11 protein-coding genes are annotated in these 16,835 nt (G+C 60.3%); 6 read left to right on the forward strand and 5 right to left on the reverse strand.

Translation table 11 applies throughout. The features are described 5' to 3' along the window. The first annotated feature begins 219 nt into the window (after positions 1 to 219). A complete protein-coding gene (locus tag BUB62_RS08195; protein WP_073108608.1) occupies positions 220 to 2,805 on the forward strand; it encodes a T9SS type A sorting domain-containing protein in 2,586 nt (861 codons plus the stop codon). 88 nt (positions 2,806 to 2,893) lie between these two features. Here the strand turns inward: BUB62_RS08195 and BUB62_RS08200 are convergent, their stop codons facing one another. Then, complete coding sequence (locus tag BUB62_RS08200; protein WP_073108611.1) at positions 2,894 to 5,176, reverse strand: aconitate hydratase; 2,283 nt, start codon at positions 5,174 to 5,176, stop codon at positions 2,894 to 2,896. 159 nt (positions 5,177 to 5,335) lie between these two features. Between BUB62_RS08200 and BUB62_RS08205 the strand changes: the two genes are divergently transcribed. Beyond that, positions 5,336 to 6,661, forward strand: coding sequence for a TlpA disulfide reductase family protein (locus BUB62_RS08205; RefSeq protein ID WP_073108613.1), 1,326 nt, complete (start codon positions 5,336 to 5,338; stop codon positions 6,659 to 6,661). 6 nt (positions 6,662 to 6,667) lie between these two features. On the opposite strand, the gene BUB62_RS08210 is transcribed toward BUB62_RS08205, so the two are convergent. Beyond that, complete coding sequence (locus tag BUB62_RS08210) at positions 6,668 to 8,092, reverse strand: cytochrome P450 (RefSeq protein ID WP_073108616.1); 1,425 nt, start codon at positions 8,090 to 8,092, stop codon at positions 6,668 to 6,670. Positions 8,093 to 8,260: 168 nt separating this feature from the next. Here BUB62_RS08210 and BUB62_RS08215 point away from each other — a divergent pair, with 168 nt between their 5' ends. Both BUB62_RS08215 and BUB62_RS08220 read left to right on the forward strand, forming a co-directional pair. Beyond that, positions 8,261 to 8,572, forward strand: coding sequence for a hypothetical protein (locus BUB62_RS08215; RefSeq protein ID WP_073108619.1), 312 nt, complete (start codon positions 8,261 to 8,263; stop codon positions 8,570 to 8,572). A 95-nt stretch (positions 8,573 to 8,667) separates the two neighbouring features. Next, positions 8,668 to 9,435: a TerC family protein gene (locus BUB62_RS08220; protein WP_073108621.1), complete on the forward strand. Its 768-nt coding sequence runs from the start codon at positions 8,668 to 8,670 to the stop codon at positions 9,433 to 9,435. Between the two features lie 28 nt (positions 9,436 to 9,463). Here BUB62_RS08220 and BUB62_RS08225 read toward each other — a convergent pair whose 3' ends face one another. Then, positions 9,464 to 10,444 carry a polyprenyl synthetase family protein gene (locus BUB62_RS08225; RefSeq protein ID WP_073108624.1) on the reverse strand — a complete coding sequence of 327 codons (981 nt, stop codon included), beginning with the start codon at positions 10,442 to 10,444 and terminating at the stop codon, positions 9,464 to 9,466. A gap of 164 nt (positions 10,445 to 10,608) precedes the next feature. Here BUB62_RS08225 and BUB62_RS08230 point away from each other — a divergent pair, with 164 nt between their 5' ends. Together BUB62_RS08230 and folK are read left to right on the forward strand one after the other, a co-directional pair. Then, a complete protein-coding gene (locus BUB62_RS08230; RefSeq protein WP_073109655.1) occupies positions 10,609 to 11,487 on the forward strand; it encodes an alpha/beta hydrolase family protein in 879 nt (292 codons plus the stop codon). A gap of 248 nt (positions 11,488 to 11,735) precedes the next feature. Then, a complete protein-coding gene (gene folK / locus BUB62_RS08235) occupies positions 11,736 to 12,221 on the forward strand; it encodes a 2-amino-4-hydroxy-6-hydroxymethyldihydropteridine diphosphokinase (RefSeq protein ID WP_073108627.1) in 486 nt (161 codons plus the stop codon). 473 nt (positions 12,222 to 12,694) lie between these two features. On the opposite strand, the gene fabD is transcribed toward folK, so the two are convergent. Both fabD and BUB62_RS08250 read right to left on the reverse strand, forming a co-directional pair. Next, the gene (fabD, locus tag BUB62_RS08245; RefSeq protein ID WP_073108633.1) at positions 12,695 to 13,579 is read right to left on the reverse strand and encodes an ACP S-malonyltransferase; all 885 of its coding nucleotides are present in this window, start codon (positions 13,577 to 13,579) and stop codon (positions 12,695 to 12,697) included. 221 nt (positions 13,580 to 13,800) lie between these two features. Then, entirely contained in the window at positions 13,801 to 16,665 is a 2,865-nt protein-coding gene (locus BUB62_RS08250) for a T9SS type B sorting domain-containing protein (RefSeq protein ID WP_073108635.1), read from the reverse strand. Positions 16,666 to 16,835: the final 170 nt, after the last annotated feature.

Consider the following 16,835-nt stretch of genomic DNA (forward strand, 5'->3'; position numbering starts at 1 on the left):
AGCGGCGCGACCAACCCCCATTGCCGGTCCGTGATTTCATGACGATGCATCTTCTCCTTGTAGTTTACCGAAAGGTAATTGTCCTCACGCTCTAGTTTACGAAGCATAATTTGAATAAATAACGCCAGTCTTGTGGCCCGCAACAAACACGCATTTGTATGGTAACTTGCGGCGTATAAGAGCTTTTTCTTATTGCAGTTTCTTTTTTAACAACACTCTATGCATCGTTTTTACGCTTGGCTTACCTGCATCCTTTTTGGCTGTATCACTTTTACGTCTCCCGTCCTCGGCCAAACGCCGGACCCCAACTTTGCGCCTACGGTGCTGAAAAACGCTGCCGCTAATAACTTCCTAGTGCGAGCACTGGAATCCCAGCCTGATGGCAAAATCCTGGTAGGTGGCGATTTTGACTTCGTCGACGGCATGCTGTGCCGCAAGCTGATGCGCCTCAATGCCGACGGCACCCGCGACGCAGCTTTTTCGTCGGCCAACGGCACAGGACCAGACGGTATCATCACGGCCATAGCCGTTCAGCCGGACAGCAAAATCATAGTCGGGGGCGAGAACACGCTCTATAGCTTCAACGGGACCTATATCAACACTCTGACGCGCCTGAATGCAGGTGGTGGCCTGGATCCTACTTTCCAGACGCCCCCACTAGCTATCCTTGCCCGCATCCGCGCCCTCGCCCTACAGCCCGACGGTAAGATCCTGGTCGGCGGAGAGTTCCATGACCAGAGTGGTTTCACCCGTAGCAGTATCGTGCGTCTCAATCCCAATGGTGGCTACGACCCCAGCTTTGCTGGCAACATCTATGCAAACTCGACTTCTACCGGTGCCGGCATCGTGGAGACAATCTGCCTGCAAGCAGATGGCAAGATAGTAGTAGGGGGTACGTTTGGCTTCAGCAACGGGGCCCCGGCCAGCAACCTCATTCGGTTAAACGCGGATGGCAGCACCGATGCCACTTTCGCCATTGGGACGGGGGCCAATAACACCGTTCGGACGATAGTGCAGCAGCCCGATGGCAGGCTTCTGGTTGGTGGCTACTTCACTCAGCTGAATGGGCAAACTGCTAATCGTTTGGTGCGGCTGCAGCCCAGTGGAACGCTGGACAACACCTTCCAGCCCGGTTCGGGGGCAAATGAAGCGGTAATGCGCATCCGCCTGCGCCCCGACGGCAGCCTGTTGGTGATGGGAGCCTTCACCCAGTACAACGGGGTTGCGCGCGGCCGGATTGCGCACGTTTCGGCCACCGGCAGTCTGAATGCCGGTTTCGGGACGGGCGCTGGTGCCGATAACATCGTGTACAATCTGGTTGATTTACCGAATGGGCAGTTGCTGGCCGGTGGGCTGTTCAAAAGCTTCGTCACTACGCCCCGCACCGGGTTGGCTCGCCTTAGCAGTGCCGGTGTCCTCGATCCGGCCTTCGCACCAAAGCTGGAGTTTCAGGGGATTCTGGAAAATGTAACGGCTCTGACCTCGGGCAACTTCCTGGTTCAGGGGAGCTTCACCGAGTTCAACGGCCAGGCAGTCCCTACCTCTGCCGGGGTGCATCGCCTTCACGCGGATGGCAACTACGATACCCGCATTGCGACGGCCAGGACGGGGACATACCACCCCCAGCCGGATGGCAGCATTTATGTGCTCTGGCACCCCAGCGGCACGGCCACCAACGTATTCAGCCGCCTGCTACCCACCGGTGCCGACGACAGCAGTTTCACGCCCGTTACACTGGGCTATTCCACGGAATATATTGCTACTAGCAGTATGTATCTAAACGAGTTCCTGCCCGTCGGCAGCGGGCGTTTTGTATTAGGTGGATATTTCATCTCCATCAATGGCGTAGCGCAGACTGCCAACCACCTGAACTTGGTCCGGCTACTGCCCACGGGAGGTGTAGACCCCACCTTTTCGGTAGCATCTACGGTTGTGCCCAACGACAATTCGCTTGATGGATGCCTGGCACAGCCCAATGGCAAGCTTGTCGTCCAACACCATTACACGTATTCCACTTCCCCTACCCTTATTCAGACCTACCTTGTCCGCCTCAATACCGATGGTTCTGTGGATGGCTCCTTCTCCATTGGCAGCGGCCCTTCTCCCCAGGATCTTTACACGGTATTCATGCAGTCCAACGGGCAACTTATTATTCAGGGTAGCTTCATAAGCTTCAATGGACACTCTGCAAACGGCATAGTCCGCCTCAATCCGAATGGCAGCGTAGATACCGGATTTGCACTCACTAACCCGAACGTACATATGGTGCAAACGGATGGGCGCTTCATCATTGGTGAGTCGGGTTCCCGCCCTTTCTTTTACAATATGGGACGGCTCAATGCCGATGGCAGCCCTGACCCATCCTTTGTGATACGTGACATTTCTGTTGCTCACCAATTTATTAGCTCAGAGCCGTGGCCACGTTTGTCACAGCTTCCCAACAGTGGAAATCTTCTGTTGTGGGGTAAATTCGTTTACATTAACGGGCAGCCGCGCATGAGCATGGTCCGCTTCACCAATACGCTGCTGGCCACCGGGCTGCCCCACGCCGTGTCGGAACTGGCCGTATTTCCCAACCCGGCGCATCAGCAAATCACCCTTCGCCTGCCGGCCACGGCCGCTCAGCCCCTGGCCCGGCCCGTGGAACTGCTCGACCTGCAGGGCCGCATCGTGCGCCGCTGGACGCTGCCAGCCCGCCAGGTGGAAGCCACTTTCCCAACTGATGCTGTGACGGCGGGCATTTACGTGCTCCGTACCACCACAACCCAAGGCCCCGTGCAACAGCGCGTAGTAATTGCGCCGTAAGTAATTCGCAAGTATTCAGCCTAAGTAAAACGGCCGCCCCAGAAACTGGAGCGGCCGTTTTTATTTAGGCTAAAGTTCAAATCAGCACCTACACCATCTGCCCAGCTTCCTTCAGCCGGATCAGATTCAGGGCCGAGCCGGCCTTAAACCACTCAATCTGACCTTCGTTGTAGGTGTGGTTGAGCGTGATGAGGTCCGTGTCGCCGTCGGCGTGGCGCAGGCGGGCCTGCAACGGGACGCCGGGGGCAAACGTGGTCAGGCCGATGATGTCGATGATGTCGTCCTCCTCGATCAGGTCGTAGTCGTTTTTGTTGGCGAACGTGAGGCCGAGCATCCCCTGCTTCTTGAGGTTGGTTTCGTGGATGCGGGCGAAGCTCTTCACGATGATGGCGCGCACGCCGAGGTGGCGCGGCTCCATGGCAGCGTGCTCCCGCGACGAGCCCTCGCCGTAGTTCTCATCGCCTACCACCACCGAGCCGATGCCCTGAGCCTTGTAGTTGCGGGCTACCTGCGGCACAGTGCTGTAGGGCGTGCCCTGGGTCATGCCATCCTTCACCGAGTTGGCCTCACCATTAAAAGCATTGGTGGCCCCGATGAGCATGTTGTTGGATATATTATCCAGGTGGCCGCGGTATTTCAGCCACGGGCCGGCCATCGAAATGTGGTCGGTGGTGCATTTGCCCTGGGCCTTGATGAGCAGGCGCAAGCCCGTCAGGTCGGTGCCTTCCCACGGCTTGAAGGGGTCCAGCAGCTGCAGGCGGTCCGAGGTTTCGGCCACCAGCACCTGCACGGCGCTGCTGTCTTCGGCCGGGGCTTGGTAGCCGGCATCTTCCACGGCAAAGCCGCGGGGCGGCATCTCCACGCCCTGGGGCTCATCAAATTTCACCTGCTGGCCGTTTTTGTCGGTCAGCGTATCAGTGAGGGGGTTGAACGACAGGTTGCCGGCAATGGCGAAGGCCGTCACGATTTCGGGCGAGGCCACGAAGGCGTGGGTGTTCGGGTTGCCGTCGTTGCGCTTGGCGAAGTTGCGGTTGAACGAGGTGATGATGGAGTTCTTGCGCTTGGGGTCGTCGGTGTGGCGGGCCCACTGGCCGATGCAGGGGCCGCAGGCGTTGGCCAGCACTACGCCGCCCATCTGGGCGAAGGTGTCGAGCAGGCCGTCGCGCTCCACGGTGTAGCGCACCAGCTCCGAGCCGGGCGTCACGGTGAATTCAGCATTCACGGTCAGGCCTTTCTTCACGGCCTGGTCGGCGATGGAGGCGGCGCGGGTGATGTCCTCGTACGACGAGTTGGTGCAGGAGCCGATCAGGCCTACTTCCAGCTTCTCGGGCCAGCCGTGCTCTTTTACGGCGGCGGCAAACTGCGAAATCGGCCAGGCCGCGTCCGGCGTAAACGGGCCGTTCACGTAGGGCTCCAGCTCGGAGAGGTTGATTTCGATCAGCTGATCGTAGAAGTTGGCGGGGTTGGCGTATACCTCATCGTCGGCGCGCAGGTGCTGGGCTACGGCGGCGGCGGCGGTGGCAATGTCGGCGCGGTTGGTCCCGCGCAGGTAATCGCCCATTTTCTCATCGTAGCTGAACACCGAGGTGGTTGCCCCGATTTCCGCGCCCATGTTGCAGATGGTGCCTTTGCCGGTGGCCGAGAGGCTGTTGGCCCCTTCGCCGAAGTACTCTACAATAGCGCCGGTGCCGCCTTTCACGGTCAGGATACCGGCCACTTTCAGAATCACGTCTTTGGCCGAAGTCCAGCCCGAGAGCTTGCCGGTGAGCTTCACGCCAATCACTTTCGGGAATTTCAGCTCCCAGGCCATGCCGGCCATCACGTCCACGGCATCGGCGCCACCGACGCCGATGGCAATCATGCCCAGGCCGCCGGCGTTGGGCGTGTGCGAGTCGGTACCGATCATCATGCCGCCGGGGAAGGCGTAGTTTTCGAGCACCACCTGGTGAATGATACCCGCGCCGGGCTTCCAGAAGCCGATGCCGTATTTATTGGAAACCGAGGCCAGGAAGTCGTATACCTCGCGGTTTTCGTCGTTGGCCACGGCCAAGTCTTCGGTGGCACCATCGCGGGCCTGAATGAGGTGGTCGCAGTGCACGGTGCTGGGCACGGCCGCCTGGGTTTTGCCGGCCTGCATAAACTGGAGCAGGGCCATCTGAGCGGTGGCATCCTGCATGGCCACCCGGTCGGGGGCAAAATCGACGTAGGAAACGCCCCGCTCGAAGGACTGAGTCACGTTGCCACCGTAGAGGTGGGCGTACAGGATTTTCTCGGTCAGCGTGAGCGGGCGGCCAACGGCGGTGCGGGCAGCTTCAATCCGCTGGCCCATACCGGCGTACACGGCCTGAATCATTTCTAAGTCAAACGCCATAGTCAGGAGGGAAAAAGTGAAGTAGGAAAGCTCTTGCGAGCAGGTACGCAAATATAGGCGGCAGTCGTTGCCCGACCCAAAATTATCTTGCGGGCCCCTGCAGATTAAACTAAGCGCCGGTGGTGGTAGTTTAGCCCCGAATTACATTTTCCTTTCCGTATGAAACACGCTCTTTCCGTGCGCCCCCTGCTGGCTGGCCTTAGCCTTTCGCTGGCCGTTGGCGCTTGTCAGTCTGATAAAAAAGCCGAAACCGCCGCCACCGGCAACCCCGCCGCCGCCGCTGCTGACATGGTGCTGACGGCGGGCCCCTGGCGCGGCGTGTTATCGGCCCAGGGCCAGGAAATCCCGTTTTTGTTCGACGTAGCCGACGCCGATGGTAAGCCCACGGTGACGTTGCGCAACGGCGAGGAGCGCCTGAAACTCGACGAAATCACCACGGCCGGCGACTCTACCACCATCCGGCTGGGCGTGTTCGATGCCGCGCTGGTGGTGCGGGCCGATGGGGCCGATAAAGTTAAAGGTGCCTGGGTGAAATACGACGGCAAGGAGCCGTACCGGGTGCCGTTTGCGGCCACGCGGGGCGAGCAGAAGCTGTTTAAGGTGACTGCGAACCAGAAGCCGGTTTCCTTCGATGGCACCTGGAAAGTAACTTTCCGGGGCGACGATGGCGAAACCTATCCGGCCGTTGGCATCTTCAAGCAGACCGGCAACGACGTAACCGGCACGTTTCTGACCACCACCGGCGACTACCGCTACCTGGCCGGCCAAGTGGATGGCGCCGAGCTGAAAGTCAGCACGTTCGATGGCAGCCACGGCTTCCTCTTCACGGCCCACAACGGCCCGAAAGAGCCTATCGATATTACCAAGGAATACGCCCCCAATACCTTGTTCGGCGACTTCTACTCCGGCAAGAAAGGCCACGAAACCTGGATTGCCACCCCCGACCCCAACGCCAAGCTGCCCGACGCTAATTCTCTCACCGGCATGAAACCCGGCCAGAAACGGCTCGATTTTAAATTTCCGAGTATCTACGAGGGCGGCAGCATCTCCCCCACCGACCCCAAGTACAAAGGCAAAGTAGTAGTACTGCAGATTCTGGGCTCGTGGTGCCCCAACTGCATGGACGAGACCAATTTTCTGGCCCCGTGGTACGAAAAGAACAAGAGCCGGGGCGTAGAAATCATCGGCCTGGGCTACGAGCGCACCGCCGACCAGAAAGTAGCCGCGCAGAAGCTGCTCAAAATGAAGCAGCGCATGGATATTGGCTACGACCTGGCCGTGGCCGGCATTGCCGACAAGGATGCCGCCGCCAAATCATTGCCCCAGCTGGCGAAGGTGCTGGCCTTCCCCACCACCATCTTCCTGGATAAAAAAGGCGAGGTCCGCAAGATTCACACGGGCTTCTCGGGCCCCGGCACCGGCAAGTATTATCAGGAAGAAATAGCCGACTTCAACAAGACGGTGGATATGCTGCTGAAAGAGTAGCGGGCCTCACCCCCGGAGCCGCAGCATCACCGCAAAATCCCCCTTTGGGCGCAATGTAATGAGCGGCTGCGTGGGCACGGGCGGCTGGCCGGACACTAGCGCCACGTCGAACTGCCGCAGCAGCTCCAGCGTCACGAGCTGCATTTCGGTGAGGGCGAACTGCATGCCGATGCACAGGCGCGGGCCGCCGCCGAAAGGCAAATAGGCGGCCGGCACCAGCGGCCCCTGGCCCGGCGCGAAGCGTAGCGGCCGAAACTCGGTGGGCGCTTCCCAGTAGGCGGGGGCGTGATGCAGGCCGTAGATATAGAGCGAAAACAGCGTGCCGGCCGGGATTTTCAGGCCCTGGTACTCGTCATCGGCGAGGGAAACGCGGTCCACCATCCAGGCGGGCGGGTAGAGGCGCATGGCTTCCTGCACGGCATACAGGGCGCGGGGCAGGCGCGGCAGCTCCTCGAAAGCAAACGGCGCAGCGGCCTGCCCTGGGGCGCGGCTGGCCCGCACGGCGGCGGTTTCGGCGCGGATGGCGGCGGCTTCCTCGGGGTTTTGGGCCAGCAGATACAAAAGCCAGGTCAGGGCGTTGGCGCTGGTTTCGTGGCCGGCGATGAGCAGGATTAGAGCTTCATCGAGCACCTGGGCGGTGGTCATGGGCTGGCCGGTGTCCTCGTAGCGCACGTCGAGCAGCATCTGGAGCAGGTCGTCGGGCGGGGCGGGGGCGTTGGGGGCGGCGTTGGCTTGGCGGCGCTGCGCGATGTAGCCGCCCAGCAGCGTGCGCAACTCGGCTGTGAGCTGGTCGTGGTAGCGGAAGCGGCCCCGCAGCCGGAACCACGGCGTGAGGTAGGGCTGGCGAATGGTGCGTACGTAGAACGACTGAATCTCGGTAATCAGCGCGGCCACGCGGTCCAGCTCGGCGGCGGCAAAATTGGTGCTGAACACCGAGCGGGCAATGATGTGGAACGTGAGCTGCGTCATCAGCTCATGCGTCTGAATGGTCACCTCGCCCCCATTTTTAGCGGCATGGGTGGTCAGCGGGGCCAGCGTGTCGGCTATTATTTCCTGCATCAGCCCCGTGAGGCCGGCCACGCGTTGGCGGTGGAAGCCGGGCTGAATGAGGCGGCGCTGCCGCAGCCAGTCGGGGCCGTCGTTGGTGAGCAGGCCGTGGCCCACGTAGCGGGCAAAGCCTTGGGTGAACTTCGACTTGGCGTAGTTGCGGTGGTTTTTTTGCAGAATGTGCTGCATCAGGCCGGGGTCTTGGGTCAGGATGGATTTCTGCACGCCACCAATGTAGAGCTGTACTGTGGGGCCGAAGCGGGCCAAGGTAGCGGCCAGCACCGGCAGCGGGTCTTTGGCCAGGGCAAAGGAGCGCAGCACCGACTGCCAGCGCGGCACCTGTGGCAGACGGGCCGGAGTGGGATTGGAAAAAGAATCAGCCATAGGAAAAGCGCGTAGCGAGGGGCGGCCTTCAAAAGTAACGCCCACCGCACCAACCTGCCCGACGGCCGGGCTCATCTTTTTTCAAAACCACCTCGTAAAGCGGTTGGGGCTCCGGCCTCAGCCGCCTTTCGTTCCGCCATCTTCCAACCCCCAAAACCCCTCTTTCCTATGTGGATTCAGCAGCAACCCAGCTCCCCCGCACCCCTCGATGAGTTGCAGGGCCGCACCGTCGGCCTGAAGTTTGAGTGCAACAAGTGCCAGACCGAGGTATTTACGGACCTGATCGGCGTGCCGGCCCCCGACCCGATGGCCGACTCGCTGGACCATACCAAGCAGTACGAAACCGAAGAAGTGAAATGCCCCGGCTGCGACATGACCCACGAAATCACCGTGGACAGCACCTTTGATGGCGTTACGTTCAAGGTATCGGAGGTGAAGCAGGGCAGCGTGGCGTATCAGATTGCCGGACAGGAAAATTAGATTGTCCGGAACTGCTTCGTAATCTTTGGGGTCGGTAGCACATACTGACCCCATTTTTTTCTGCTCGCCAGCAGCCTCGTTTCCCGGCCCACCCTATGTACCCAGCGCTTCAGCAGATCATCGACAACCCGGCCGCCTCGCTGGCCATCGTGGGCAACCTTATCATTATCGAAAGCCTGCTTTCCGTGGACAATGCGGCCGTGCTGGCCACCATGGTGGGCGACCTGCCCCGCGAGCAGCGCCAGAAAGCCCTGCGCTACGGCATCATCGGGGCCTACGTGTTTCGCGGCCTCTGCATCCTGTTTGCCTCGTTCCTCATCGAGTTCTGGTTTTTGAAGCCCCTGGGCGGCCTGTATCTGCTGTATCTGGTTTACAGCCATTTCAAAGCCCACAAAGCCCCGGAGCCCGACGACATCAACAAGGAAAAAAGCTGGATTTACCGCCACACGCTGGGTTTGTTCGGGCAGTTCTGGGCCACCGTGGCCCTCATCGAGCTGATGGACCTGGCCTTCTCCATCGACAACGTGTTTGCCGTCGTCGCCTTCACCGACAACATGATTCTGATCTGCGTGGGCGTGTTTATCGGTATTCTGGCCATGCGCCTGGTGGCGCAGGGCTTCGTGCTGCTCATGGCCCGCTACCCGTTCCTGGAAGTGGCCGCCTTCATCGTCATCGGCATTCTGGGGCTGAAGCTGCTGCTCTCGCTGTTTGAGCACTACTTGCCAAATCACCCGTTCAGCCACTTCCTGAGCAGCCATGCCGCCGAAGTCGGCCTCACGGGCATCACCGTGGCCGTTTTCCTGGTGCCTTTGCTCACGTCCCTCCTTTTCAACAAGCCCCGCCACCAGAATATCCGCTTCTGAACTTGGCGTAACGCTCTGCCTCCCCAGCTTACTTCTCCCGCTCTATCGTGTAGTTAATCAGCTGCTCCAATGACTGGCGCGAGGGCGACTCCGGGAACGTGCGTAGCAGCGTGAGGGCCTCGTCGCGGTAGTTTTTCATGGTCCGGATGGCATAATCCAGCCCGCCGGACTGCTTCACGAACTCAATCACGGCTTGCACGCGGTCCTTGCGGCCGTCGTTGTTTTTCACGTTGTAGATGATGCGGCGCTTGGTGAGCCAGTCGGCCTGCTGCAGGGCATAAATCAGCGGCAGCGTCATTTTTTTCTCCTTGATATCGATGCCCACGGGCTTGCCGATTTCGTCGGTGCCGAAGTCGAATAGGTCGTCTTTGATCTGGAAGGCCATGCCCACCTTCTCGCCAAAAAGCCGCGCCCGTTCAATGGTTTCTTTGTCGGCCCCGGCCGAGGCCGCGCCCACGGCGCAGCAGGAGGCAATAAGGGAGGCCGTTTTCTGGCGGATAATGTCGAAATACACGTCCTCGGTGATGTCGAGGCGGCGGGCTTTTTCGATCTGCAGCAGCTCGCCTTCGCTCAGCTCGCGCACGGCGTTGCTCACTATCTTGAGCAGGTCGTAGTCGTCGTGCTCCAGGCTCAGCAGCAGGCCCTTGCTGAGCAGATAGTCGCCCACGAGCACGGCAATCTTGTTTTTCCAGAGCGCATTGATGGAAAAAAAGCCGCGCCGGTAGTTGCTTTCGTCCACCACATCGTCGTGCACCAGCGTGGCCGTGTGCAGCAACTCGATGAGGGCCGCGCCGCGAAACGTAGCTTCCGGCAGCGGGTCGCCGCCGCTGATTTTGGCCGTGAAGAACACAAACATGGGCCGAATCTGCTTGCCCTTGCGCTTCACGATGTAGCCCATTATCTTATCGAGCAGCAGCACCTTGGTTTGCATGGAGGCGCGGAACTTGCGCTCAAATTCCTCCATTTCGGCCGCTATCGGGGCCTGTATTACATCCAGGGTACTTTTCATGCGGGGGCTTGCGCGACTCAAAGTGGCCTCGGGGCCGCGCCGGGCAGCTCAAAGCGCTGCAATGATACGCGCCTGTCCGGCCGTTTCCTAACCAGCAGGCCGCCCCGCCGGTTTTTGCAATGTACTTTTACCTTCGGTCGTTTCACCTTCTCATCCTGCTGCCGATGTCTGCCTCCGCCCCGCTTACCAAGGTTGAGTTTCTGCTAACTGCCCCACACCACAACCGGCCCTTCGCCATCGATGCCCGCTACGTGCCCAACGGTCGGCCCAAGCCCGTGCTGGTGTTTATTCACGGCTTTAAGGGCTTCAAAGACTGGGGTCATTTCAACGTCATGGCTGACTGGTTTGCCCGCCAGGGCTTCGTGTTCGTAAAGCTGAACCTGTCGCACAATGGCCTCGTGGTGGGCGGCACCGGCGATTTGGAAGATCTGGAAGCCTTCGGCCAAAACAACTTCAGCCTGGAGCTGGACGACATCGGGGCCCTGCTCGACGCGCTGTTTCGGGGCCGCCCCGAGCTGCCCGCCGCCGAGCTGAGCCTCGACTGCTTGGCCCTCATCGGGCACAGCCGCGGCGGGGGCCTGGCGCTGCTCAAGGCCGCCGAAGACAAGCGCGTGAAGGCCGTGGTGACGTGGGCCGCCATTGGTAACGTGAACCCCGGCTGGCCCGAGGCGCTAATGCAGCACTGGCAGCAGCAGGGCGTGTTTCACGTCGAAAATACGCGCACCGGCCAGCAGCTGCCGCTCTATTTCCAGATTGTGGAAGACTACCACCGCAACCGCCTGCGCCTCGATATTCCGCACAACGTGCGCCGCAAGCTGCGCCAGCCCCTACTCATCGCCCACGGCGACCAGGACGAAACCGTGCCCCTGGCCCGCGCCCACGAGCTGAAAAAGCACAAGCCCGACGCCGAGCTGCTCATTCTGCCCGGCGTCACCCACAATTTCGGCGGTGCCCACCCCTGGCAATCCGAAGAGTTACCCGCCGAGTCGGAGCAGGCAGCCGAAGCCACGGTGGAGTTTTTGCGGCGGGTGTTTTCGACGTAGCGCTGGGCTCACTAGAACGTCATTCCGAGCGCAGCCGAGGAATCTCGCGTGCTGACGCGTGCAACGGTATTGTCATGCTGAGTGAAGTCGAAGCATCTCGCGTGCTGATGTTGCCAAAGCAATCTGAGCCCCTCCCTTTTGGGGAGGGGTTGGGGAGGGGTCCAACGAAGCGGTAGAGATGCTTCGACAAGCTCAGCATGACACGCTCTGCCCATCCTGATTTTTCATTTTTAATTCTCAATTTTTAATTGAAAACCGCTTACCTCCTGCTCGGCTCCAACCTCGGCGACCGGGCTGCCATCCTGCACGCCGCCATCCAAACCCTGGCCGCTACCGCCGGCCCCATCCAGGCCGTTTCGGCCCGCTACGAAACCGCCGCCTGGGGCCTCCCCGACCAGCCCGCCTACCTCAACCAGGCCGTGCAACTCCAAACCGCCCTTAGCCCCGAGCAGCTCCTGGCCGCCTGCCTCGCCACCGAGCAGCAGGCCGGCCGCACCCGCCGCATCCGCTGGGACGCCCGCACCCTCGACGTAGACATCCTGCTCTACGACGATTTAATCATTGATTCGCCGCAGCTGCAAGTGCCCCACCCGCGCCTGCCCGAGCGGCGGTTTGCGCTGGTGCCACTGGCCGAAATTGCCGCCGACGTAATGCACCCAGGATTGGGTAAGACCGTGGCGGAGTTGCTAGCGGTGTGTGCGGATGAGTTGGCGGTTAGGCGGGTTGGGAAGTAGTATTTCCTCGCACTCTACTCTAGCAGAGTGCGAGGAAATAATACCAAATTATAGTACTTTCGAAAAAGCAAACATTCTCATAAATCACTCTCTAAGGACCATCATTTTGACAGACTACGTTAGTGCAAGCGGCAAAAAATCGGGTGTTACAGCTTATGAGATAGGTAAAGATTTTATAAAAGTTGAGTTCAATAACTCTAAAATCTATACCTATAGGAGCTCAAACAATAACAAGATCATGATAGAAGAAATGAAGTCGCTTGCTTTAGCATCTGAAGGACTCAGTACATACATTGCGAGAAACAAACTTTTTTTAAATTTTAGCTAACCATAATTAAAAAGACAATCGGCATTTATTTTTTCATGGACATGTTTTAATTGACAAACGCCCGAACAAAGAAGATACGTATCAATCAAAAAAAGCGCCCCGCCGGAAATATCCGGCGGGGCGCTTCCACTAAAACTAAAGGCAGCTAAACCGCCGAACTGCCTGCCACTTCCGGCGCAATCTTCTTCACCAAACCCTGCAATACCTTGCCCGGACCGCACTCCACAAATTCCGTGGCACCATCCTGCACCATGCGCTGCACGCTCTGGGTCCAGCGCACGGGAGCGGTGAGCTGGCGCACCAGGTTCTGCCGAATTTCGTCCGGGTCGCGGTGCGGGGCGGCATCCACGTTCTGGTACACGGCGCAGCGGCCGGCCGCAAACTGCGTGCGCCCGATGGCCTCGGCCAGCGCCGCCTCCGCCGACTGCATCAGCGGGGAGTGAAACGCGCCACCCACCGGCAGCGGCAGGGCGCGCTTGGCTCCGGCAGTCTTCAGCTGCTCACAGGCCAGCTCAACGCCGCGCTGCGAGCCGGAAATGACTAGTTGGCCGGGACAGTTGAAGTTAGCGGCCACCACCACGTTACCAGCCTGGGTTATTTCCTGGCAGATGCGCACGGTGGTATCGTCGTCGAGGCCGAGGATGGCGGCCATGGTGCCGGGCTGCTCCTGGCAGGCGGCCTGCATGGCCTGGGCGCGCTGGGCCACCAGCCGCAGGGCATCATCGAAGCGGAGCACGTTGGCCGCTACCAGCGCCGAGAATTCGCCCAGCGAGTGGCCGGCCACCATGTCGGGGCGCAGGTCGGGCAGGGTGGCGGCCAGGGCCACGGAGTGCAGGAAAATGGCGGGCTGCGTGACGTTGGTCTGGCGCAAATCGTCGTCGGAGCCGGTGAACATGACATCGGTGAGGCGGAAACCGAGGATTTCGTTGGCCTGCTCCATCAGCTGGCGCGCAACGGGCTGCTGCTCATACAGCTCGCGGCCCATGCCGCTGAACTGGCTGCCCTGACCGGGAAAAATAACTGCTTTCATACGTGGCGGGAGGAAGATGAATTAGTTGGGGCGGCAAGATACAGGAATTAAAAAACCCGCTTCCGGGGCCGGAGGCGGGTTTTTATTCATGTACCATCTGTCATCCTGAGCTTGCGAAGGACCTTTTGCCAGTTGAACGATTGTCGTAACAACGACTTGTCCAACTGGCATAAGGTCCTTCGCAAGCTCAGGATGACAGACGACTTTAAAATCTCGGTGGCCTACCGGGTTATTTCCACCCAGCCTTTATACGTGCGCTTCGTGCCCGCCAGATCGGCAAACTCCACCTCGGCCAGGTAGTAATACACGCCTTCCGTCACCTTGGGGCCTTTGCTGCTCTCGCCCGTCGGGCCGCCGCCGTCCCAGTTGATGAGCGGGTCGGCGCTGCTTTCGTAGATTTTCACACCCCAGCGGTTGAACACCTGAAACTTCGTGCTCCGGATCGGGCTGTAGATCTTGGGCCGCAGCTTGTCGTTTTTGCCGTCGGCGTTCGGCGTGAAGATGTTCGGCATCAGGAACAGCTGGCAATTGTCTTTGCAGGCAATGTTGCTCGGCGCACTGGCCGTTCCCGCCGAATCGACGGCCACCACATAGTAGCAGCCCGCCGCGCCGATGGTCTGATCCGGGATGTTGTGCGTGTAGCGCTGCCCGTTCACGGTGGCCAGCAGCCTGTAATCGGCCAGGCTGGCTTCCGGATTGGCATTCGGGCTATAATACAGGTTGTAATTCCGGATTCCGCGGCTGCAGTTGGCCGGCAGACTCCCCAGCGTCCACGACAGGAAATTGCTGTACGTTACGTTGGTCGGGGTAGTCTCCAGGTCAAACAGCCGGGTTTGCAGACTGTCACAGTTCACCTGCTTCAGCGAGAGCACCGGCGTGCAGGGCACCGCCACCAGCCGCACGCACCGTTCTTGGCTCAGGTTGATCAGGTGCTGATCGGGGCTGCCATACGTGCCATCGGTGCGGATGTAGTAGCAATAATTGCCCCCGATGCGCAGCGGCGCGGCCGTCGTGCCGCGGTCCACATAGGTGCCGCCGGTGCGCGTGGTAGCCGCCGTGGCTATCTGCACGAAGCTGCCGGTCCCGTCGCGCCGATAGATGATGACCGGGCGCGTCGAGTTGTCCCAGGGCACGTTGTGGGTCCAGCTCAGGCTTATGCTCAAGGTGGCCGGATCAGGTACGGCTTCCAGGCGCACGCTGGAGGCCGGGCCGGTTACCTCCGTCGTCACCGGCGAGCCGGGCGTAGGCAGCGAATTGCTCAGAAAGTCCAGTCGGTACACATAGGCGCTATCCTGCGTGTTGCGGCCCTGGTCGATGAAGGTGGTATCGAGGTAAGCCAGCGGCGTGGCCGTAATCTTGCGGAACACCGGATTCGGCCGAACCGACGAGCGGAACAGGTCGTAGCGCGGCGAGTTGAAGGTGGCGCTGGCCCCGGCAACGGGCTTCGTCCAGCGCACGGTCAGCTGGCCGTTGGTAGGGCTGGTGCGGTCCACGGTTACGTTGGTAAACAGGGCCGGCTTGCCATCCAGCGTTAGGCAGGCCTCGCGCGAGGCAAGGCTGGCCCCGCCCGTTGGCAGCGCAAACTCCACATACAGGCGGTACGAGTAGGTTTTGCCCCGCTCCAGCCCCAGCCCGTTCCGGTCGTCGGTGAAGGTGCGGGTGCCCACGGGCAAATCAATGATTTTCACGAAGCCTGAACCCGCGACAATGCCGGTCTGGCAGGTATCAACCGGCGTTATGGTGCAGCCTTCCTTGCGGTAAATGTGCAGCCGGGCTCCTGGGTTCTGGCACGCATACGCATCCCAATTCAGCACCGCCGTAGTGCCCACCTGCGTGGCCCGCACATTTTGCGGGGCCGGCCCCACTACCCTGATTCGCCACGAAAGCTCGTCGGCCAGCGGCGTAGCGCCCGACGACGGCGGTACGTCCGTGGCTTTGAACACTACCTGGTAGGGCTGCGCCGCGATATTGGCGCACGTCGGAGTCCAGCGGAAGATACCGCGGGTCACCGGCGGGTTGCGCGGCGGGCTGAAGGGTGTGATGGTGAACGTGGCGGGTGGCAGAATGCCGCCAAACGCCGTCAGCGTGATGGGGTCGTTATTGGGGTCGGTGGCGGTAATGCTTTTAGTGATGGACGTGCCAGCCACCACGCAGATGTCTTTGGGCACTGTCAGGATGGGGCGCAGGTTGTTAGCGTTGCGCACCGTAATCTGCATGTCGCGCACCACTTCACCTATTAGCCGCATCCGCGTGCCGGTGCGCCGGTATTCGCGCACCACAAAGGCCACGTTGTAGTCGCCCAGCGCCTCGGGCGAGTTCCAGACGATGGTGCCGCGGCCGTCCTGCACGAAAATGGGCGGAGCGCCCGGCACCCCCACCGGTGGCCCATTATAGGCCACCTGCGCACCACCGGCCGCCAGATGCGGATACACGAACCCAGTGCAATTGGTCGGATTGGGGTTGTTGCCGTTGCGAATGGCTTCCTGCAGATTAGCCTGCTGGCTCGGACGCAGCTCATACGCCAACGAGTCGCCATCGGCATCAGAGGCGCCGGGGTTGTGCACGAACACCTGCTGGCGCGAGGCTTTGTTCAGCGCCGGGTTGTTCAGAATTGGCGACTGGTTGAAGGCAATGGCCGGATCGACCGTGACTGACGTGTAGATATAAAATGTCTGGTCCCGGGCATTGGGAATGTTCACCAGATCGGTTTTCCGGTTTTCGCCAATGAAGCTGACGACGTACAGTGGTTTCGGCGCGTTGTAGGTGTGCTCGAAAAAGTACGTGTTGAGGTAGCTATCGGAGGCGGCTCCGGTCAGCAGGGTCTTGTCGCGGCGGGGCACTTTGGCGTAGGTGCCGTCGCCGAAGAAAATGTCGGCTTCCGGCGTATCGGCCGGCGAGTTCACATCGGTATAGAGCACCAGCTTGAAGGTGAACCGGCGCGGATCGTTGGGGTCGCTGGTGGCCTGAATGTCGCCGGCGCGAATGTGCGTGGCCCAGGCTGCCGGGCTAACCCCCAGCAGGACCACCATACTCAGCACCAGCACCAGCAGCGCATTACCGGACCGGGACAGTAACGAAAGATTCATAAACTGACTTATTTAAGGTACAGAACCAAGAACTAAAGAAGGTCGGTAAAAACCAGCCGGAATCCTAACAAAAATCCCATCGGGCGGGTTACCATTTCCCTACGCAATCCGAACGGGACTGGCCGAAGATTGATTCACCATCTGGCTAAACGCCCCGGCTGCGTTGTTTA

The organism is Hymenobacter daecheongensis DSM 21074 (assembly GCF_900141805.1).
Taxonomy (GTDB): Bacteria; Bacteroidota; Bacteroidia; order Cytophagales; family Hymenobacteraceae; genus Hymenobacter; species Hymenobacter daecheongensis.

Coding starts and splice junctions, on each gene's coding strand:
- BUB62_RS08220 (WP_073108621.1), top strand. CDS start 8,668: ATGTACCCAGCGCTTCAGCAGATCATCGACAACCCGGCCGCCTCGCTG.
- BUB62_RS08250 (WP_073108635.1), bottom strand. CDS start 16,665: ATGAATCTTTCGTTACTGTCCCGGTCCGGTAATGCGCTGCTGGTGCTG.
- BUB62_RS08225 (WP_073108624.1), bottom strand. CDS start 10,444: ATGAAAAGTACCCTGGATGTAATACAGGCCCCGATAGCGGCCGAAATG.
- BUB62_RS08230 (WP_073109655.1), top strand. CDS start 10,609: ATGTCTGCCTCCGCCCCGCTTACCAAGGTTGAGTTTCTGCTAACTGCC.
- BUB62_RS08215 (WP_073108619.1), top strand. CDS start 8,261: ATGTGGATTCAGCAGCAACCCAGCTCCCCCGCACCCCTCGATGAGTTG.
- fabD (WP_073108633.1), bottom strand. CDS start 13,579: ATGAAAGCAGTTATTTTTCCCGGTCAGGGCAGCCAGTTCAGCGGCATG.
- BUB62_RS08195 (WP_073108608.1), top strand. CDS start 220: ATGCATCGTTTTTACGCTTGGCTTACCTGCATCCTTTTTGGCTGTATC.
- BUB62_RS08200 (WP_073108611.1), bottom strand. CDS start 5,176: ATGGCGTTTGACTTAGAAATGATTCAGGCCGTGTACGCCGGTATGGGC.
- BUB62_RS08205 (WP_073108613.1), top strand. CDS start 5,336: ATGAAACACGCTCTTTCCGTGCGCCCCCTGCTGGCTGGCCTTAGCCTT.
- BUB62_RS08210 (WP_073108616.1), bottom strand. CDS start 8,092: ATGGCTGATTCTTTTTCCAATCCCACTCCGGCCCGTCTGCCACAGGTG.